This is a genomic window from Phaeodactylibacter xiamenensis (assembly GCF_965229835.1).
GTDB lineage: Bacteria > Bacteroidota > Bacteroidia > Chitinophagales > Saprospiraceae > Phaeodactylibacter > Phaeodactylibacter xiamenensis.
On the sequence record NZ_OZ245931.1, the window covers coordinates 5,377,639 to 5,399,048 of the forward strand.

At 51.2% G+C, this 21,410-nt stretch carries 9 protein-coding genes; 3 read left to right on the plus strand and 6 right to left on the minus strand.

Translation table 11 applies throughout. The features are described 5' to 3' along the window. Positions 1–76: 76 nt before the first annotated feature. Positions 77–1,066 carry a succinylglutamate desuccinylase/aspartoacylase family protein gene (locus tag ACO08I_RS20460; protein WP_282781210.1) on the plus strand — a complete coding sequence of 330 codons (990 nt, stop codon included), beginning with the start codon at positions 77–79 and terminating at the stop codon, positions 1,064–1,066. Between the two features lie 156 nt (positions 1,067–1,222). Then, entirely contained in the window at positions 1,223–4,960 is a 3,738-nt protein-coding gene (locus tag ACO08I_RS20465; RefSeq protein ID WP_421946928.1) for a metallophosphoesterase, read from the plus strand. Positions 4,961–5,037: 77 nt separating this feature from the next. Here ACO08I_RS20465 and ACO08I_RS20470 read toward each other — a convergent pair whose 3' ends face one another. Next, a complete protein-coding gene (locus ACO08I_RS20470; protein ID WP_282781214.1) occupies positions 5,038–5,760 on the minus strand; it encodes an SDR family oxidoreductase in 723 nt (240 codons plus the stop codon). A 167-nt stretch (positions 5,761–5,927) separates the two neighbouring features. Here ACO08I_RS20470 and ACO08I_RS20475 point away from each other — a divergent pair, with 167 nt between their 5' ends. Then, positions 5,928–9,023, plus strand: coding sequence for a T9SS type A sorting domain-containing protein (locus tag ACO08I_RS20475; RefSeq protein WP_421946929.1), 3,096 nt, complete (start codon positions 5,928–5,930; stop codon positions 9,021–9,023). Positions 9,024–9,168: 145 nt separating this feature from the next. Here the strand turns inward: ACO08I_RS20475 and ACO08I_RS20480 are convergent, their stop codons facing one another. From ACO08I_RS20480 to ACO08I_RS20500, 5 genes are all read right to left on the minus strand, one after another. After that, positions 9,169–16,977: a choice-of-anchor I family protein gene (locus ACO08I_RS20480; RefSeq protein ID WP_421946930.1), complete on the minus strand. Its 7,809-nt coding sequence runs from the start codon at positions 16,975–16,977 to the stop codon at positions 9,169–9,171. A 396-nt stretch (positions 16,978–17,373) separates the two neighbouring features. Continuing rightward, positions 17,374–17,922: a hypothetical protein gene (locus tag ACO08I_RS20485; RefSeq protein WP_421946931.1), complete on the minus strand. Its 549-nt coding sequence runs from the start codon at positions 17,920–17,922 to the stop codon at positions 17,374–17,376. Positions 17,923–18,549: 627 nt separating this feature from the next. Next, positions 18,550–19,641 carry an Rpn family recombination-promoting nuclease/putative transposase gene (locus ACO08I_RS20490; RefSeq protein WP_421946932.1) on the minus strand — a complete coding sequence of 364 codons (1,092 nt, stop codon included), beginning with the start codon at positions 19,639–19,641 and terminating at the stop codon, positions 18,550–18,552. A gap of 76 nt (positions 19,642–19,717) precedes the next feature. Continuing rightward, positions 19,718–20,266: a hypothetical protein gene (locus ACO08I_RS20495; protein ID WP_421946933.1), complete on the minus strand. Its 549-nt coding sequence runs from the start codon at positions 20,264–20,266 to the stop codon at positions 19,718–19,720. Positions 20,267–21,049: 783 nt separating this feature from the next. Further along, positions 21,050–21,277 carry a hypothetical protein gene (locus ACO08I_RS20500; RefSeq protein WP_421946934.1) on the minus strand — a complete coding sequence of 76 codons (228 nt, stop codon included), beginning with the start codon at positions 21,275–21,277 and terminating at the stop codon, positions 21,050–21,052. Positions 21,278–21,410: the final 133 nt, after the last annotated feature.

A 21,410-nucleotide genomic window follows, 5' to 3' on the forward strand; every position in this document is an offset into this window, starting at 1 on the left:
TGTGGCGTTTTTCCGAAAACTGGTGTAAGTTCCTGACCTTTGTGTACATTAAGCCTGTTAATTACCGAAAAACGCAATGTACCAGTCTGCAACTTACGCTGTCCTTTCTGAATTAGACCCCGGTCAGGTGCCTGCAGGTACTATTCAGAAGTATTGGCTGCCCATGATCACAGATGGGGTAGGTGCTCCGGTGCGCCTTCCGGTACTGATTGCGCGCGGTAAAAAAGAAGGGCCCGTGCTGGGGCTGACCGCCGCTATACATGGCAACGAACTCAATGGTATACCGGTCATACAGCGCTTGTTTGCTGCCCTTGATGCCAGCGAGTTGTCCGGAACGGTAATTGGGGTGCCCGTTATGAATATTCCGGGGCTCATGCTGGAACAGCGTAAGTTTAACGATGGGGTAGACCTCAACCGCATCGCACCCGGTGATCCTGATGGTAACCTGAGCCAGGTCTACATCTACCGCCTTATAGAGCGGGTGTTGCGGCACTTTGACTACCTGATCGATTTGCATACTGCGAGTGCCGGGCGTATCAATTCATGGTACATCCGTGCGGATATGAGCCAGCCTGCAACGGCCCGGATGGCCATGTTGCAAAATCCGGAAATTATCCTTCACAACCTGCCGAATGACCGTACTTTTCGTGGGGCCGCTGCCAATCTTGGTATTCCGGCTATTACCCTTGAGCTTCGCGACCCCCATGTGTTTCAGCATGATGTAATCAAAGATGCCCTACTCGGCGTCCGTAATGTACTGTACGATTTGGGCATGCTCAAAGGGCAGGTCGAACATACTGTGGATACCACCGTGGTCTGCCCAAAATCCAATTGGTGGTACACGGATGAAGGGGGGATTCTTACTGTCATCCCTAAGCTTGGGCAACTGGTTGCACCAGGAGACACCCTGGCGGAAGTCCGCTCGGTTTTTGGTACCCTGACCAAGACCTATCGCAGCGATAAAGTGGGCGTGATTATTGGCAAAAGTGTCAGCCCTATTAATCCTACTGGTAGCCGGATCGTACACTTGGGCCATAATCCGAAAATCGTATCCTGTAAGGTTTGAATGCCCACAATAGAACTTTAGCCTGCCCTGGCAAGTTGATTCTAAGGGATGGAAAAGCCTAAAGAGAAAACGGTCTGGCTTACCGCGTGGCGCGGCAGGCGCTATTTCCGTCAAACTACTTAAGTACCTTCCGTAGTCTAAAACCTACTTCACCTGATGAGAAAACCTACCCGCCCCCTATTTCACCTGATACTTATCCTGGGGCTAACCTCTTGTGCCAACTACCAGCTCAACTACAGCCCGGAGGCTGTCAACTGGAAAACACTAACCAATCTTCCTGACGAACCTTTAATGCACACCGTATTCCTTGTAGGGGACGCAGGCAAGGGGGGCAATCCAGCTCTGGACCTGTTGCAGCGCAAGGTGCATAAAGCTGGTAAAGAAAGTACGGTCCTTTTCCTGGGGGACAACATTTACCCCAATGGCATGGCTCCCATATCGGGTGCAGACCGGGCACAGGACGAAGAACGCCTCAAAGCACAGCTCAACACCGTATTGGATTATGAAGGGAATGTTTTCTTCATAGCCGGCAACCACGATTGGGACAAATACGGTATCGACGGCCTGAAGCGGCAGAAAAAATTCATCGAAAAGTACCTGGACCGGGAGGATGTGTTCTTCCCGGACCCCGGCTGTGGCGATCCGGAAGAAATAGAAATCAATGAAAAACTGGTCATCGTCCTGATTGATTCAGAATGGTACCTGTCTGACTGGGACAAAGACTATCAGGTCAACGCAGGCTGTGAAGTCAAAAGCCGTGCTGTTTTTGCTGAATTTATGGTAGAGGCAATCAAAGGCAACCGCAATAAAGATGTGCTCATCGCTATGCACCACCCACCCTATTCCACGGGGCCACACGGCGGGCAGTTTACGTTCAAACAGCACTTGTTTCCGCTTACGGAGTTTGTAAAGCCGCTTTATCTGCCTTTGCCAGTGGTAGGATCAATCTTTCAATTTTTGAGAGGTACAGTGGGCCACCGCCAAGACCTGATACACCCCAAATACCAGGAGCTTTCTGACATCGTGGTAGGCGCTGCCCGCCGCAATGGAAGTTTTGTCATTGCTTCTGGGCACGAGCATAGCCTTCAGTATATTGAGCAGGACGAACAGTCTTTTATTGTCAGCGGTTCGGGGTCAAAGACTACCGCTACCAATGCTCGCAATGGTGGGCAATTTGCCTATGGGCACCTTGGCTTTGCACAGTTGGATTACTACGAAGACGGCTCTGCATGGGTGAAATACTGGGTGCCCGATGAGAATGAACCGCAGGGGAAGCTGGTGTTCCAAAAACAAGTGCAGCCCCCTTTGCCCAAGGTTGCAGAGGACCCACCGCAGTCTTTCGAGCCTTTGCAGGACTCCATTACGATCAAAGTGAGTGAGAATGATTTTGAGCGGGGCAGGCTTTGGAACTTCTTTTGGGGCAAACACTACCGAAGCACCTATAACGCTACGGTGAAACTGCCGGTCCTGGATCTGACCCAGTTTAAAGGCGGGGTACGCCCGGTTAAGCGTGGCGGCGGTTATCAGACCAATTCCCTGCGGCTGGAGGGAGCAGATGGCCGGCAGTATGCCTTGCGCTCTATTGATAAAGATGCCTCCCGGACCCTGGGGTATCCCTTCAATGAGTCCTTCGTGACGGCGGTACTGGAGGACAACTTCAGCTCTGCTCATCCCTTTGCTTCCATTGCTACTGCTGACCTGGCAAAGGCAGCCGGTATTTATTACACGCAGCCTAAGATGTTTTACCTGCCCCGGCAGCCGGCATTGGGCATCTACAATGAAGACTACGCTGGTGCTTTGTATACTGTGGAAGAGCGCCCGGATGACGAAGTTTGGAATGACTACGAGCAGTTCGGCGCACCCAAGCGCATCCGCAGTACCCTGGATACCCGGGAACGAATTCAGGAAGACCACGATGAGCAGATTGACTATCCCTTCGTCGTCCGCAACCGCCTGTTTGATGTGCTCATTGGCGACTGGGACCGCCACGATGACCAATGGCGCTGGTCAGAAATTGACAGCGGAGAGGTCGATTACTATCGGCCTATCCCGAGGGACAGGGATCAGGCTTTCAGCAACTATGATGGGCTAATCCTGGAACTGGCCAAGGGCACCACCCCGGATATCAAAAAACTAAAAGCCTACCGTGGCGATGAGAACCGTCTGGAATGGCTGGTCTACAACGGTCGCCACTTCGATCGTACCTTCCTGTCCGGTGCAGATTGGCCGGTTTGGGAAGCCGAAGCCCGCCATCTGAAGGAACAACTGACCGATGAAGTGATTGAGGAAGCCTTCAAAAACAACTGGCCTGGACCGGTCTATCAGCTGAATGCACCCGACATCATCCAAAAGCTAAAGACCCGGCGGGATAACTTCATGGACATTGCCCGCAAGTACTACGAGCTTATGGCGAAGGAAGTGGACATCGTTGGCACCTTCAAACGGGACCTGTTCGTCATTGAACGCATGGACGACGGCCGCACCCGGATCCGGGCTTACGATACCAACAGCAAATCCGAAAAAGAGCTCAAATTCTATGATCGTACCTTCCTTCCAGAGGAAACCCGGGAAATTGCCGTGTATGGCCTTACGGATCAGGATGTATTCCGGGTGAAAGGCACCTGCAGGAACAACTGCATCAAAGTCCGTATGATTGGCGGGGTAGGGCAGGACATTCTGGAAGACGAGTCGAACGGGAAAGGCCTGATTTATTATGATGCCAAAAACGAAGGTAACCTGCTTCAAACCGGTTCCAAAGCGAAAGTGAAAAGGCGTTTTGACCCCGCTTTCAATATTTACGACCGCGAATCGAATGATTATAATTTCAATTACACCTCCCTCTTGCCTGCTGCCGGCTTCAATCCGGATGATGGCATCCTCCTTGGGCTGAGCGCGGCTTATACCACCTATGGGTTTAAGAAAGACCCCTATGCCTCCCAGCATAAAATTGATATGAAATTCGCTACCGGTACGAATGGGTTTACCCTTGATTACCAGGGAGAGTTTATCGACCTTTTTGGGCCCTTTGAGCTTGGCCTGGATGCCGAATACCAAACGCCACTTTACTCCCGGAACTTCTACGGGCTGGGCAATGAAAGCATCAATATTGAAAACCTGCTGGACGACGAGGCCCTGAATTACAACCGTATCAAGCAGCGGGTGATTCGTGTGATGCCTTCGTTTATGCGTAGGCTCAATGCGCAGTCCAGAGTCCTTGTGGGCCCTACTTTCGAATCCATCGAAGTCGAGCGCACAGAAGGCCGCTATATTGATGAAATCGGCAACCGTTTCCAGGACGAACTCTTTGATGGGCTGGAATTTGCTGGGCTACGGTTTTTGCTTGACTACAAAACCCGGGACAACAATGCCATTCCCACCCGCGGGCTGGGCTTCTTTTTGGAAGGTGGCTGGAAACAACAGCTGGAAGAGGGGCGCAAAAACTTCGCCTACCTGAACACCTCATTTTCCGCCTATCAGCGCATCGACCGGCGGGGAAAGCTGGTATTTGCGACCCGGTTGGAATTCCAGCACCGCTTCAATGAAGATTATGAGTTCTATCAGGGCGCAACCCTTGGCGGGCCCGGGGAGGGGGCGAACTTCCGGGGGTTCCGACGCGACCGCTTCATTGGCTCTACTGCTTTTGTGCACAACACCGACCTGCGCTGGAAGACCATCACTTCGGAGAACCCGACGCTGCCCTTCTCCCTTGGGCTCATGGCTGGCTTCGACCACGGCCGGGTATGGCTGCGCGGAGAAGATTCGGAGGTCTGGCACTACAGCTACGGCGGCGGCATTTGGCTCAGCCCCTTTGACTTATTTGTAGTAAGTGGGGGCGTCTACCGGGGTGATAATAAGGACAACCGGGTGGTGGTGACGGGCGGTTTCTTTTTCTAAACCTGCAGTCTATCCATAAATGAAAAATCCCCGCTCCATATGCAACGGAGTGGGGATTTTTCTGCTGTACAAAAGGCTTACTTCTTAGGCGGCTTCGTCGGCCGTACTTCCACCTTGCTGGGCAGGGTACGCGGGTGCATGTTCAGCAGGTCCATGACCATCTGCCCCATGTCTTCAGGCTGTATCTTCCAGGCATCCTTTTCGTTGGGCGTGTGGTCGTTGAAATAAGTGGCCACCGAGCCCGGCATGATGGTGGTGACTTTTACATCATCCTGTCGCAGGTCGAGCATTACTGCCTGCGTAAAGCCCACCAGGCCAAACTTGCTGGCATTGTAAGCGGAGCCGGAGGGGAAGAAGTTCGTTCCCGCAAGGCTGGCAATAGTGATCAGGTAACCTTTAGTCTTTTTGAGTTCCGGTATGGATGCCTTGGTCGTGTAAAACACGCCCGTCAGGTTGGTGTCGATAACGGCATTCCACTGTTCCGCAGTCATCTCTTCGATAGGTGCGAAGTGCCCTACGCCGGCGTTGGCAATAGCGACATCCAGCTGTCCCCATTCCTCAATTACCCGTTTTACGGCATTCTCCTGGGCTACCATATCGCGCACATCCGCAGCAATGCCAATAGCCTTGCCAGGCCCCAATGCGGTGAGCTTTTCGGCTGCTGCATCGGCTGCTGTTTGCTCGCGGCTTGTCACTGCCACATGCATACCGTTTTTAACCATGGCTTCGGCTACGCCGAGCCCTATTCCTTTGCTGCCGCCCGTGATGAGAGCGGTCTTTCCGTTTAGTTTTGTTTCCATACCTGTACAACGGCTGGGCGGGGGCTGGGTTTAGATGGGCAATATTATTTCTTACAGGATTCTGTTAAAAAAGTATTCTATATATTCTTAGATTCAACAGATAAATGCAGTTGTATTTAGCGGTTAAATCCACGTTGTTCTGCAATCCATCTCCAAAGGTATTTATCATGAGACGAGGCTTTTACTTTTTTAGTTTCTTAGTACTCCTTCATTTTCCTAATCATGTTTATACACAGGTTGCTTTTCCTGAAGCAAGTGAAAACCCTTTGTGGGAAGTATTTGTAAATGGTGGTGTTCCAGGTACCTTTCAGTATAAAGTAGGAGGTGTTGCCTCAATTTGTGGTCAGGAGTGGAATAAGGTGCAGGAATACAGTTCTCTAAGTCAAGCGGTAAGGGATATTGGCTTTTATCGCTGCGAAGATAGTCGTGTGTTCTTTCGTTTTACAGTACACTGTGATGAGGAGCCTTACCTAATATACGATTTTAACCTGCAGGAGGGGGATACATTTACCGGGTTTACCTCCTTAGCTGGACCTAATGGTGGTTTACCGGTCGAATTTGAAGTGGTTGCTGTAGATACATTAAACCTTGATATAGGTGACCGGATACGTTTGACACTCAATTATAGTTATCCACCAGATAATGTTGGTTTTACATGGTGGACAGAAGGTGTTGGAGATCATAATAACCCTTTTTATGTATTGGATTACAATAATTCGTTTCTTGAGTATAGCTTGAACTGCTTTTATCAGGATGAAGCCCTTGTTCTGGGTTTCAATTGTGAAAACACCGCTGGGTCAACACCTAATCGATTATATGTAGATAAGGATGCAAGTGCTGGAAATAACTCAGGTCAAAACTGGGAAAACGCCCTTGTTGATCTGCAACAGGCACTATTTCTAGCAGATGCAGGTGATACAATTTGGGTTGCAGAAGGCACCTATTTCCCTACATTGGGGACCGATCGCAATGCCTCGTTCTCCTTAAAGCATGGAGTGGCTGTTTATGGCGGGTTCTCGGGAGTTGAGTCAGCCCTCTCCGAACGTAATTTATGGCAGCATCCTACCCTGTTAAGTGGGGATATAGGCATAGAAAACAACCTGTTAGATAATGTTTACCATGTTGTTAAAGCCTTAGGAGTAGATAGCACTGCATTAATTGACGGTTTTAATATTGAGTTTGGGCAGGCTGATGGAGCAGGGTCCTCCAGTAATTTGGATAATTTTGGGGGCGGGATGCTGATTGTTGGAAGTGAGGTGGAAGCTTCATCCTCCCCTCGTGTCGCAAATTGTAATTTCCGGTTTAACACTAGTCGAAGCGGCGGTGGATTGTATTTGAGGGTCAGCCAGTATGATGAATCTTTGCCATCGATTGAGTACTGTAAATTCGAGCAGAATACTAGCCTGTTTTTCGGTGGAGGGCTATACGTAGACGCTGCACTAAACCCTAATGCAAGTTTCGTGATGAAAAAAGATACTTTTCTGAACAACACTGCAATCGAAGGAGGAGGAGCTAACCTTAATGGACTTAGAGTAGTCCGGGGCGATTCTTGCGTCTTTATCAGTAATGAAGTAACCAACGAAGGAGGTGGGGTTAGGTTTTTTAGTAGTACAGATGATGTAGATATGCATTTTACGGACTGTATTTTTAGTCTTAATAAAGCACGTGCATTTGGAGGTGTTCAATTTGGGCAAACAGATATAGGAGGATCATTAGAAGATACGCTCCGGTTTTCTTTTGACAGGTGTAGCTTCATTGAGAATCAATCGTCCGAAGATATTGGAAGTGCGCTGGCTATGTTCAATTTCTCTAAGTTCCTGGAGGTAGAGTTACTAGGATCAGTTTTCGAAGGCAACTATCCTGATGATGCCGTTTTTGCGGGCTTTGCGGGGGATTCTGAAAGTATATGGGGAATACATAATTGTATTTTTAGAGGCAACGCTCCATTTTCATTGGGTGGAGGAGCGATCAATTTTCAAGCGACAATATTCGCAGGGGAAAAAAAGGTGGCCACTACAATTACCAATAGTATTTTTGCGGGTAACGGTGGAGCTATCAATCTTTCAGCTGGGCTGAATGGGCAATTCAATACATCTATAATTAATTGTACTTTCTTCAGTAATGGACCATACCCTATAGCCAAGACTTGGGGAGAAGTCTATAACGACACAACGTGGTTTAATAACCTCGAGATATCCAACTCGATTTTTTGGGAAGAAAGTACCTTACTCCCCGGACTTGGAAGTATTTTTTATAATGGAGATCCCGATGCACTTTCATTGTATGATTACAAGGTTTCAAATACGGCAGTTAGTGCGATTGATTGCTCAGGACCTGGTAGCGGCGAAGCATGTGGAGAGGGAATGGTTTTTGGCGTTTATCCTGAATTTATTGATACGATTAATAGTAATTTTCAGCTAAGTGCTTGTTCTCCTTTGTTGAACTTGGGCAGCAATTTAGGGTTAGACAGCTTGGGCACTATTACAGATATAACGGGAGGGGAGCGAATAAAAGATGGTATTGTTGATCTGGGAGCTTACGAGAGAGCAGTTTTTTCAGTACATGTAGATAGTATTACAGCACCTAAGTGTATGGGTGAAAACGATGGGTCTGTTGCCTTTACCTTGAACGGAACAGAACCTCATCAATTTTCCTGGGTAACAGACAGCTCTGAAGGAGAAGGAACGGAAATGTTAACTGCCGGAAACTATCAATTCACTATTACAGACGCAGAAAGTTGCTATGATACAGTGAATGTGACAATCTCTGAACCTATGGCTATAGATGTTGTAGCTATTGTTGAGCCAGCTGTACAAATGACGGGCGGTAGTATTACCCTTACTGAGGTATCAGGGGGGGCTCCACCTTATAATTTTAATTGGAGTACAGGAGCCATAGGGACCACTATTTCTGCTTTGCCAGCTGGTATTTATGGATTGACCGTTACTGATGCCAACAATTGTGTGTCAGAGTGGCAGTATGAAATCATTCTGGTGAATACTCGGGAAGAAAGCTTAAATGTCAATGAAATAACTTTGTCTCCCAATCCTATCGCTCAAGGAGAAAGGTTAAGATTAAAGTATTCCAACCCCCTGCAAAATACAACCATAAGGCTCTATCATTACTCAGGAATATTGCTCGAAGTTTACAAACAGCCTGTGGAAGAGATATGGACAACAGATTTTCCTCCTGGGGTGTATTGGCTTGTATTTGCAACTGATACAGGGCAGACTTTCACTCGGAAGATTGTCATTGTGGATTAGGATTAAGGGAAAAGAGTAAGTCATTTTCCCCAATTTTTGGGTAACAGACTGTATGCTTCTTTCCAAAAAATACCCGCCCCCGGAACACTCCGAAGGCGGGCAGGCAACCGGGCCTATTGCACCGGCTTAAAATCTAAACTTATATTTACTCCACAATCAGGCGTCGGGTCAGCACCCCTTCTGCAGAAGTCAGGCGGATCAGGTAAATGCCTGCTGGCATTTGCGTCAGATCAATTTGCGCCTGATAGTCACTGCGGTAGCTTTCTACCCGGCGTACATTGAGTACCTGACCGGTGCTCGTTACAATCGCCAGATCGTATGCAGTGGATTGCAGGTCGCTCAGGCGGACGGTAGCCAGGCCGGTGGTTGGGTTCGGGAATACCTCAAAGCCTTCCTGTGTGAGCAGGTCACGGGTGCTGTTGCAGACTTCGATGTTGAAGTCCAGCACGATAGCCTGCTCGCAACCGAATTCATTGACCACAGTAGCTTCGATCGCATATTCGCCAACGTCCAGCCCTTCAGTGGTGAATTCCTCGACGGCAGTCCCGTCAATGACGAGTTCATTGCCTTCGCCCGGGCTGAAAACAAAGATGTCATCTACGCAAACCACCGTATCAACCGGGAAGGTAACCATAGGCACAGGGTTGAAAGTAACAACGACCTCATCGTCACCACTACAGCCATTAGCGTCAGTTACGGTTACGGCATAAGCACCATCCATGTCCACTTCGAGGGTTTGTCCATCGGTATCGTTGCTCCAGCTGTAGGTGTCAAAGCCAGCTCCTGCATCCAGGGTAACGGTTTCGCCTTCACAAGCTTCGATGTCGTCGCCAAGGGCTACAACGGGCAGTGGGTTGACGGTCACTTCCACCGTATCCATGGCCATGCAACCGCCGGCAGTGGTGGCCATAACCGTCACGGTACCGCCTTCTGCCACTTCAATCGTGTTGCCTTCGTCACCCGTAGACCAGGTAATGGTTTCGTAAGCATCGCCTACGGTCAGCATCGCGGTCTCGCCTTCGCATAGCGTGACTGTAGCAGGCAGGTCAACGATTGGGCAGCTCAGGTCAATTTCAAACATGGCTACAGAGCCACTGACTTCGTAAGAAACCGCCAGCAGTGGCTTGCCGCTTGGGCTGCTGAATGCCGGGATAAAGGCCAGTCCTTCCGGTGCCAAATCGCCGCCTTCAGTATCTACTGTACGGGTATTGATATACTGCAGGAAGACCGGAGATTCCGGTGCCGATACATCGTAGACCATCACTCCGCCGATGCGCTCCAGCGCGATAAAGGCATAGTGCTTGCCGTCAATCTCGGCAGTGGTTACGGCTTCCGGCTCCGGACCTTTGTCATCGGAGCGGTTCTTGAAGTTGTTCTCGTCATCAGTGGTGTTGAACAGGGCACCGAATACCGGGTCGGCGGCAGTGATTTGCTCCAGGTCATTGCCACTGTCGAAAAGCAGTGCACCGGAAGCGGCGTCCCAAATGGTGAAGGAACGGCCACCAAAAGCAAAGATTTCGTCGAAGTCGCCATCGCCATCAGTATCGCCATTGGCTGTAGTTACTACGAGGCGTCCGAGGAGGTTCTCGTCCTTAAGGATATCTGCGTCCGGGAAGGTAGTTGGGTCAAGGACATATTCATCATCCTCTACCCGAGCCTCTTCAGAGTAACCGTCATAGTCACGGGCATCGCCTTCATTCACAGAAATCAGGTAGCTTTGGCCGCCCACGGTGAAGTAGTCGATTGCATCGGGTTGGTACATACCCTTCACCGGCCAGTTGGCGAAGAAGATATCATCGGTACGGTTAGAGGCATCGAAAGTGACGCCATCTGCGGTCCAGTCTTTGAAGCCGAGCGGGAGGATATCCAACACCGTATTGGAAGTCAGGTCTACCAGCACCAGAGCATTGTTCTCCTGACAGTTGACGTAGGCGGTAGTGCCGTCATCAGAAATAGTGATGTATTCAGGCTCCAGGTCCTGCGCAACCGTAGCGCCCGGGCCAAAAATGCGCACGCCCGCCGCTTGCAGGGCTGCCTGCTGATCGTTGAAGGCTTCAAAACCTAGCGTGGTTACCGTAGCTGCAGCCACACCTCCGCTGAGGTCAATGATGCTTACAGAGCCTAACGGGTCAACGTCGTAGTCGTCGTTGGGCTCGCCTTCGTTGGCGGTGAGGGCCTTAGTGCCGTCAGGAGTGAAGGTCACCATATCAGGCAGTACGCCCACCTCAACTGCATTCAGGAAGTTGCCATCCGTATCGAAGAAGGCGACCATGCCTGCGCCATCGACTGCATCTGCTTCAATGGCTGCTGCAACAATACCATTGCTAACCGCTACAGAATTGATGCCTGCGCCGTATGCAGAGATATCGATGGAAGAAATCAAAGTGATTGCAGCTGGGTTGCTGTAGTCAAGGATATCAACCTGATTGTTCTCGCCGTTAGTGAGGAACAAGCGGCTGGTCTCGCCGTCAAAAGCTACAATTTCAGCCGTGCCTTCGCCTCCGCCGGTGAAGTAGCTGCCGAGGTGAGTCAGCTGCAGCTCAGGGTTGGTTGCGGCAACGGGCGCCATATCGTCATTGTCGATAATGCGCACAATGTGGCGTGTGGTCTCGCCCAGCTTAACTTCGCTTTCTGCCGCATCAATCTCGATTGCGATGTACTGTCCGCCCAGCTCCATGTTGTCGAGGATATCGAGGGAAAGGAACTGAGGCGTATTGGTACCGTCAAATTCCACTTCTGTGGAAGCCAGGGTGAAATCAGTACCTTCGGTAGCGGTGGAACCGGCAAGGATATTCACAACGGCTTTACCCGTCAGCCCGCCAGCCTGCTCTACGGCAATTTCCAGCTGTAGTGCGCCACTGCCTTCTTCTACGGTAGTGAGGTTGTCAGCGAAGGTGACAGTAGACTGCGTCTGCAGCTCAAATATGCCGACGGTGCCGCTGACCTCGTAGGATACGGCGATGTAGGCTTTACCATCCGGGCTGTCCGCAGCATCGATAAACGCGATGTCCTCCGGTGCCAGGTCGCCGCCCAGCTCGTCTACGGTACGGGTATTGATGTACTGAATGAAGGTTGGAGCAGCGGGGTCCGCAATTTCGTAAACCATGATACCACCGATGCGCTCCAGCGCGATAAAGGCGTAAGGCACACCATCAATTTCTTCGACGATTACGGCTTCCGGCTCAGGGCCTTTATCGTCGGAGCGGTTTTTAAACTCGTTTTCATCATCGGTGGCATTGAAAATGGCACCGAAAACCGGGTCTGCTGCTGTAATTTGCTCCAGGTCATTGCCACTATCGAAGACAACGGCACCACTGGCTGCATCCCAAATCGTGAAAGAACGGGCACCGTAGGCATAAAGCTCGTCGTAGTCGCCATCGCCATCGGTATCGCCGTTAGCAAGGGTGATGTTCAGGCGGCCCAAGAGGGCGTTATTTTTGATGTACGCTGCATCCGGGAAGGCAGTGGGGTCAAGGACCACCTCGTCGTCACCAATACGGGCTTCCTCAGAATACCCATCGTAGTCCCGCGCATCCCCTTCGTTAGCCGTGATGATGTAGCCTTGCCCGCCGACCGTAAAGAAGTCGATAGCGTCCGGCTGATACATGCCTTTGATGTTCCAGTTGGCGAAGAAGATGTTGTCGGTGCGGTTGGAAGCATCGAGCGTTACGCCTTCTTCGGTCCAGTCTTTGTAGCCGAGTGGCAGGATGCCGGTTACGACTTCGTTAACGATGTCGACAATCAGCAGCGCGTTGTTTTCCTGGCAGGACACGTAAGCGGTGGTGCCGTCATTGGAAATAGTGACGTACTCCGGCTCCAGGTCCTGGGCAACCGTAGCGCCGGGCCCAAAAATGCGCACGCCTTGCGCTACAAGGGTGGCCTCATCATCGTTAAAGCCGGTCAGCGGCAAGGTGACCACCGTTGCTGCGGCTGCACCTCCGCTCACGTCTATGATGCTGACGGAGCCTTCGGGGTCCACATCGTAGTCGTCATTCGGCTCACCTTCATTAGCGGTAAGGACTTTGGTGCCATCGGGTGTGAAAGTGAGCATGTCGGGCAGCGGGCCTACGTTGACCTGATTCAGGAACGCCCCATCCGTATCGAAGAAGACTACGCTGCCGTTGTCTGTCTTGGTATTTGCTTCCATAGCGACGGCAACAAGACCATTGTGCACCGCCACGGAATTAATACCACCGCCGTAAGGAGCCATGTCAACAGAAGATACGGAAGACAGGCTGGCCGGATTGGAGAAGTCCACGATATCCAGCTGATTCTCTTCGGAGTTGGTGAGGAAAAGCCGCTGTGAGGCGGGGTCGTGAGCTACAATTTCCGCAACTGCACCGGAGGCAAAACTGCCTACGTGGCTGAGACGAGTGCTTGGGTCAGCCTGAGCCACCGGTGCCACATCATCGTTATCTGCAATCAGGACAATGAGGCGGGATCCACTTCCTATTGATGCGGTGCTGCTTTCATCAAATTCCAGGATAAGGTATTTGCCGCTCATGCTGCTGTTGTCGAGTACCTCCAGGTCGAGGCTGAGCGCATCAGTTGAACCTGCCGGAATACTGAGCGTGGTGGTGCCCAGGTTGTAATCTTCACCAGCCACGGCAGTGGAAGCCATCGCTACATTTACCGTAAGGTTGCCAGACAGGCCGCCGGCCTGCTCAATTTCGATGGGCAGTTCGATGCTGCCTGTGCCTTCCATCACTTCAACAGTACTTTCTGCGAAAGTAACCGTAGGGGGCGTGGCGATTTCGAATACCCCGACCGTTCCGCTGACCTCATAGGAAACGACGGCATAATACTTGCCATCGGGGCTATTGTCCGGCGTGATGATTTTTACATCTTCCGGTGCCAGGTCGCCGCCTTCGGTTTCTACCGAACGGCTGTTGATATACTGTAGGAATACAGGTGCTTGCGGGTTAGAAATGTCGTAAACCATCAGGCCGCCGATGCGCTCCAGGGCAATGAAGGCATAAGGCACGCCATTGATCTCTGCAACGGTCACCGCTTCCGGTTCCGGCCCTTTGTCGTCTGAGCGGTTTTTGAAGCTGTTCTCGTCATCAGTGGTATTGAAAATAGCACCGAATACCGGGTCCGCAGCGGTAATCAGTTCCAGTTCAGAACCGCTGTCGTACACCAGGTCTCCGTTGTCAGCATTCCAAATGGAGAAAGAACGGGCGCCGTAGGTGAATAGCTCATCGTAGTCTCCGTCGCCATCGGTATCCCCATTGGCGGTGGTCATGTTCAGACGGCCAAGGAGGGCTTCATTTTGCAGGTAAGCTGCATTGGGGAAAGCGGTGGGATCGAGGGTGATCTCATCGTCACCGATCCTTGCTTCTTCAGAATAGCCGTCATAATCGCGGGCATCCCCCTCATTCGCAGAAATAAGGTAGCGTTGGCCTCCAACGGTGAAGAAGTCGATCGCATCGGGCTGATACATACCGCGGATCGGCCAGTTGGCGAAGAAAATATCGTCGATGCGGTTGGAGGCATCCAGTACGATGCCTTCCTCCGTCCAGTCTTTATAGCCCAGTGGAATGACAGCCAGCGCTGCCGCAGATTCGATGTCAATGAGTACCAGCGCGTTATTCTCCTGGCAATTCGCATAGGCCAGGGTGCCGGTTTCGTTGATGACGATGAATTCAGGCTCAAGGTCCTGAGCAACAGTGGCACCAGGCCCAAAAATACGGACACCGGCATCTTTGAGGCTTGCTTCGTTGTCGTTAAAGCCGGCAAAGCTGATGGTGGTCACATTGGCGTTGGTGAGGTTGGGAGCACCTACACTCAGGTCGATAATGCTGACGGAGCCTTCGGGGTCAATGGTGTAGTCTGCATTAGGCTCGCCTTCATTAGCCGTCAGCACTTTGGTGCCATCCGGAGTGAAGGTCAGCATATCGGGCAGTGGGCCGACTTCCACCTGGCTCAGCAGGTTGCCATCGGCATCCCAAAACGTAACGGAGCCATTGTCGGTGACTTCATTGCCTTCCAAAGCTACGGCTACAATACCATTGGCAACAGCTACGGAGTTGATACCGCCACCGTAGGGCGCCATGTCGATCGCAGTGATGGTAGAAAGGCTTGCCGGGTTGGAGAAGTCAACCACATCCAGTGTGTTCTCCTCGGAGTTGGTGAGGAAGAGGCGCTGTGAAGCCGGGTCGTGCGCCACGATCTCGGCCACCGTGCCTGAGTTAAAGCTGCCTACGTGGCTGAGGCTGATCGCAGGGTCTGCCGGGGCCACAGGTGCCGTCAGCTCATTGTCCTGAATCAGCACGATGAGCTCCGTCTCGCTGCCAGTCGTGGCATTGGTCAGCGACTCAATAGCGAGGATAAGGTAGCGGCCACCTACCGTACTGTTGTCAATCAGCTCCACCTCTACACTTTGAGGGTCGGTGCTGTTGGCAGGGAAAGTAACGTTGGTGGTATTTAGGTTGAAATCTTCACCTGCCACGGCTGTGGAGGCGCTTACTACGCTGATTACCGCTTCCGTAGGCAGGCCATTGGCGTTGGTGATGCCAAGGTTGAAACTGACGGTGCCGTCTGCTTCATTCACCACTACATTAGGCACTTCAAAAGATACAACCGGCTCAATGGCAGGCATGTACACGCCCGGTGTTGCCAGGATATCGGTGCCGTTGAAGGCTTCTGTGTTGGCGTACCAGTTAGCGCCATCGTTATTGTCTAGTGTGGGGTCGAGGAGTTCGATAGAAGGGCCGTCGCCATCTGCTTCAGTAGGCCAGGGGGCATCATCGAGGTAGTTGACAAAGTCTATAGTGTCTCCAAGGAAATTGCTGATCAGCAGTTCTTCGTCTCCGTTGGTAATGTCGTCAAAGCCCCAGTCGTAAAAATCAAGGCCATAGAAAGCTTCGGCAGCGGCTTCGTCAAAGGCGACGAGGACGACTTCACCAGGTGCCAGCGTTTGCTCCGGGAAAGTGAAGCGGAACTCTGAGCTGAAAGTCAGTCCGCCGATGATAGCCGGATCGGTACCGGCATTCAGGATTTCGACAAACTCCAGGTCGTCGCTGCTACCGGGAGGGTTGTACATGATTTCCGTAATCACCAGATTAGGTGTGGTACGGTTGATGATCCAGTCGAAAGCGAAGGCTTCCAGCAGGAAGTTGCCCGCTGCATCGGTCACCAGTCCAATAGAGATATCAAAGGCCTGCCCATCGGCAAAAGGCATGTCGTAAGTGATGGTTACGAATGGGAATTCATTACCTCCTGGCTCCGTGTAGGTGATGTCAGAAATGGTGCCATTGGTGGTGTAGTTCATGGGGTTTTCCACACTAGCCACATCCATTGGCTCACTGTAGGTGATGCGGATGCTCGTGTCGCTGAGGAGTTCTGCACCAAGTGCGAGCGGCGGCAGGAAGTCTTCGGTGCTGCTGAAGAGGGACACATCGTCGAAGCCAGCGTAGTCATCGGCACCGTTTTGCTTAGCCATCAGGCGCAGGCGAACGGTAGAGATACCCACCGGCAGATTGACGAAAACGGTTTCCCAGCCACCGGTGTTGCGGGAGAGGTCCACGTAGTTGGCCATGTCAAAGCCCATGCCGGGCTCCGTTTCCACAATGTAGCCAATAGAGTCTCCGGACTCATAGCCAATGGTGTTGTACTTAAAGGTGAGTGCATTGACGGAAAAAGCGGAAACATCCACTGCGTCAAAGTCCATTGTATGGAAATCAGCGTTGCCTCCGTTGTCGTTCTCCAGGTCGCGCATGTACCAGAAATTCATGCCGCTTGCCGGGCCAATATTTGCTGTTGGTCCAGACACTGCCCACGCATCGTCATCGATGTCATAGGTAGCGGGATTAATGGTATAATTCCAGGTATCATTGGCGGAGCCTTCGAAGCCCTGAAACAGTTCCTGATCGTCTTGCGCAAAAGATACAACGGAAAGCAGGCAGAGCAACAGAGTGCTCAGGCTCTTTCCAAAGTGGTAATCGTACTGCATGAAAGAAGTTTTGGTTTTGGAATGTATTTTGGAAGCGTAAAGCTACGGCAGGCAAATGCAGGGAGGGTTAACTGTGGATTAAGTAAGCGTTAATTTTGATGCGGGTGGGAAAGTCGAAATCGGGTTTGGGGTTTGGTTAGGGCTGTGAGGTGAGAACAGGCATTTTTAGGATGGAGGCTTTTTATGGCTAACTCGTTGCGCGCAGAGCGCAGGCGCTGCCAGGATGAATATTCCAAACAGCAGGTTGTTGAAAATAGCGGTTATACCGACGACGAAGTAATTTGGTTCCAAACATGACTTCGTGTCGGCATATACGCGTGCGTCGGGTTTGTGCCTTAGGCCCAAACCTCTCCGTTCCGAGTATAGTCGCATGTGATAAAGATTAAAATAGGTTAATTAATTGGCCCAATCGTAGTCGAATCGGCCATCGGTGATAAAAAGCGTATCGCCGCATCCCTCATGCACCAGGGTGCACTGAAAGGTACCGGAGACAATAAAGTCGTCGGTATCCAGGTTGAGGATTTCTACCCAGTTATCGGCAGTTTCTAAAAGAAAATATTGGTCCAAAACGTCTTGGCACTCCAAGTTGAAATCATCATATTGACCTGCTTCTAGAGGGTACAACCCTATTGAATCGATGAACGCGTTTATGTATACTGCATCGTCAAAGCCTTCACAACTTCGAAGTCCTTGTAAAGAAAAAATCTTATAAACCGGGTGCCACTCTCCAATGATGCTACTCTGAAGGAACCCGCCCCCACAGCGCTGCCAGTTCACCCCATTGATTTTGCAGGCGAAGTTGCCTTCTCCGGTAGTGGTGATGGGCGGCAGCTCATCGGGCTGTGCGATGGAACCTCTGTCGGGCTTGAAGAGTGGCTTGTCGCACCCGCCCCACAGCAGGGGCACGGCAAGCAGCCAGGTGAGGAGTAGGAATTTGTTTTTCATAGGTGAAGGTTTTTATGTGTTAAAAAATAGGAATTGACTTGGATCCACCCCCGCCTTTCGGGCACCCCGTGTCACGGCGCTGTAGCCAGTAGCGCTGTCGGAAGCGCCCGGCGGGGATAGGACGGGCGGTGCCTTCAACTGCCGGCTGGGCGGCTGTTCGGGCATGCCTGTTTAATGCCAATCGGTACCGCTATAGCGCAAGGCTTTAGTGGTGCGGATATGTTTTTTTGTTCAAGTAAGTTTGGCGGTCACACAGGGAGCGCCGGTTTTTGTTGCTGCGCGCAGTGATTCGTGCAATTGATTGGTAATATACTGCTTAGCCTTGGTAATGTCAAGATAAGGGGTGAAAACATTGTTGTTTTCAGGGCTTGGGTGGGGGGTAGGTGGAGCGTTGGTTCTGACTGGGTTGTACATGCGACTTCTACGAAGTCGGGCTGCCATGAGGGCCCTGAGAGACTAGGATGTGACTTCTACGAAGTCATTCGACCGTTTTGTCCGGCTCATTAGGCAGCCTCCCCGTCCTTTGAGTAGCTGAAGGTGTCTGCGCCAGACTCCGGAGGAGGCGCTATAGGTTGTGCTATAAGATTGGGTACTGAAGATGCATCGGCAGAGCTTTTCTTCATGGCTTTATCCACCCGCCAACTGTACAACAAGCCGGTCCAGCTTTTCCTCATCTTCCGCGCTCAGTGGGATGTTGGCAAGCAAATCCTGACGGACGTACCTGCTCAGTACTGCCGAATCCCCCTGCGATTTGACAGACAGGAAGGTAGCAACAACCTCCATGCTCAGCTCTGTGAAGTCTGCTAATTTTTTAGCGGGCCAGTCTGGGAAGTGCACAGCGGTTTTGAGCAGGTTGAAGATACTATTTTTGTATACCCCCCTGTCCATACCTTTTTCTATGCCCTTTTCTATGCCCTTTTCTATGCCCTTCTCCAGCCCTTCTTTTCGGCCTCTCTCCAAAATTTGCTCCAAAGTACTCATGACTTCTGGTTTTATCGTGAATGTTGTGTCTTGGATCTGCTTTAAGAACTCTTCTTCCGAACGCTCTGCCACCCCCAGGATGTAGGTCGTCACTGCGCTGACTTTTTCTTTCCCGTCCGTCCCTTCAAAGATAAGCTGAAGGTACTTGAATATCAAGTGCTGCCGGTGCCGGAAAGCCATCGACATCAGTACGCTGCGGAAATAGCTCAGGTCGAGCCGCAATAGCTCCTCCGGGCTAAGGCGCGTAGCATCCTGAAATAAAAAACGGAAATTAGGGATATAGGGTTCCAAAACAGCGTAATGCGGATGCCCCTGAAATAGCTCGCTCAGCGTTTGCGGCATCCATTTTTCCTTACCGTTATAAAAAATGAGGGGAAGCACGGGCTCCAATTCCCGGCCTTGCTTTTTCACCATGCTGGACAGGAGCTCCATGATGTATGAGCCGACCTGCACTGCAATGTACTTATCGGGCTTGGACTTATGCTCAAATAGCAAACAGAAATAGAAGTGGTCATCTGCCTCTCCCTGAAACCGGCAGCGGTAAATGACGTCCGCCTCGAATCGCTTCAGGTTGGGGCGCAGACTGACACTGTTTTCCAGCTTCAAGCTTGCAAGATCTGCAATAGCAGCAATATTAGGATAGAAATGCTGAAGATAAGCTTTGACCACCTCCGGGTCGCTCATAGCCGACTTGAAGAAGCGGTCATCGGGTTGATGGACATTCAGATTTTGGGGCATAGTACAGAGATTAAGCACACCCTAAAGATAAATAGCCTTGTATTAAAACCAAAATAAATTAAACAAATAAATTCAATCAATTGGCCCAGTCATAGTCGAAACGGCCATCGGTGATAAAGAGCGTGTCGCCGCATCCCTCATGCACCAGGGTGCACTGAAAGGTACCGGAGACAATAAAGTCGTCGGTATCCAGGTTGAGGATTTCTACCCAGTTATCAGCAGTTTCTAAAAGAAAATATTGGTCCAAAACGTCTTGGCACTCCAAGTTGAAATCATCATATTGACCTGCTTCTAGAGGGTACAACCCTATTGAATCGATGAACGCGTTTATGTATACTGCATCGTCAAAGCCTTCACAACTTCGAAGTCCTTGTAAAGAAAAAATCTTATAATTCGGAGACCAGTTTCCAAGTATGCTACTCTGAAGGAACCCGCCCCCACAGCGCTGCCAGTTCACCCCATTGATTTTGCAGGCGAAGGTGCCCTCGCCGGTGGTGGTGATGGGCGGCAGCTCATCGGGCTGTGCGATGGAGGTTTCGTCGGTCTTGAAGAGTGGCTTGTCGCACCCGGCCCACAGCAGGGGCACCGCAAGCAGCCAGGTGAGGAGTAGGAATTTGTTTTTCATAGGTGAAGGTTTTTATGTGTTAAAAAATAGAAATTGACTTGGATCCACCCCCGCCCTTCGGGCACCCCGTGTCACGGCGCTGTAGCCAGTAGCGCTGTCGGAAGCGCCCGGCGGAGTATAGCACAGACAGGGGATTCAGCTACCGGCTGTCCCGGGCATATCTGTTTAATGCCAATACTAATGATACTGCTATAGCTCAAGGCTTTAGCAGGGCGGTTATGTTTTTTGTTCAAGTATACGCATTGCAAAGTGGTATGCTACTCCATGGCATACCGCTTCAAGGCGTATATGCCGACCCTCCTGCCTTTAAGGTGGTCAAAGCCTAAAGGCGATGAGACACGGGCAAGCATTGAGTGGGTTTGCCTCGGCAAACCACTTAATCGTCGGTATAAGTGTGGCGGTCACACAGGGAGCGCCGGTTTTTGTTGCTGCGCGCAGTGATTCGTGCAATGGATTGGTAATATACGACTTGGCCGTGGTAATGTCAAGGTTGCAGCGTTAAAACATTGTTGTTTTGGGCTTGTGGTGAGGGGTAGATAGAGCGTTGGCCCTGGCTTGGTTGGGAAACATGCGACTTCTACGAAGTCGAGCTGCTTTGGGTACCTGAAAGATCAAGATGTGACTTCTACGAAGTCGGGCTGCCATAGGGGGGCCTGAGAGATTAGGATGTGGCTCTACCTGTCTGCGCCGGGTAGACAGGTTCTATGAAGTCGGGCTGCCTTGGGGGCCTGAGAGATTAGGATGTGACTTCTACGAAGTCGTTTGACCGTTTTGTCCGGGTTATTAGGAATACTGCCAGTGTTTTAAGTAACTGAAGGTATCAGAGCCAGACTCCGCAGGAAGCGCGGCCGTATCCACCTGCGCGTTGGCATTGACGGTGGCGCTGAGCAAGGTAGCCTGCACGAGGCGGCAGCGGAGGGGCGTGGAAACGGTGGTGCTGTCCGGGTCGCCATTGAAGGCGCTGAGGCGCGTGAAGGGCGTGCCGTGTTCTTGCAGCAAGCCGGTAGACAACCCACTTAAATCGAGGTTAGCAAAGACCCAGTCCGGCGTGTAATATCCGGGGGGGGGACGTATCTATGGTCTGTTGCGCGCAGAGCGCAGGCGCTGCCAGGATGAATATTCCAAACAGCAGGTTGTTGAAAAT

What these genes read in the sequence shown, in the direction of transcription:
- ACO08I_RS20460 (WP_282781210.1), top strand. Translation starts at nt 77, where the DNA reads ATGTACCAGTCTGCAACTTACGCTGTCCTTTCTGAATTAGACCCCGGT.
- ACO08I_RS20465 (WP_421946928.1), top strand. Translation starts at nt 1,223, where the DNA reads ATGAGAAAACCTACCCGCCCCCTATTTCACCTGATACTTATCCTGGGG.
- ACO08I_RS20470 (WP_282781214.1), bottom strand. Translation starts at nt 5,760, where the DNA reads ATGGAAACAAAACTAAACGGAAAGACCGCTCTCATCACGGGCGGCAGC.
- ACO08I_RS20475 (WP_421946929.1), top strand. Translation starts at nt 5,928, where the DNA reads ATGAGACGAGGCTTTTACTTTTTTAGTTTCTTAGTACTCCTTCATTTT.
- ACO08I_RS20480 (WP_421946930.1), bottom strand. Translation starts at nt 16,977, where the DNA reads ATGCAGTACGATTACCACTTTGGAAAGAGCCTGAGCACTCTGTTGCTC.
- ACO08I_RS20485 (WP_421946931.1), bottom strand. Translation starts at nt 17,922, where the DNA reads ATGAAAAACAAATTCCTACTCCTCACCTGGCTGCTTGCCGTGCCCCTG.
- ACO08I_RS20490 (WP_421946932.1), bottom strand. Translation starts at nt 19,641, where the DNA reads ATGCCCCAAAATCTGAATGTCCATCAACCCGATGACCGCTTCTTCAAG.
- ACO08I_RS20495 (WP_421946933.1), bottom strand. Translation starts at nt 20,266, where the DNA reads ATGAAAAACAAATTCCTACTCCTCACCTGGCTGCTTGCGGTGCCCCTG.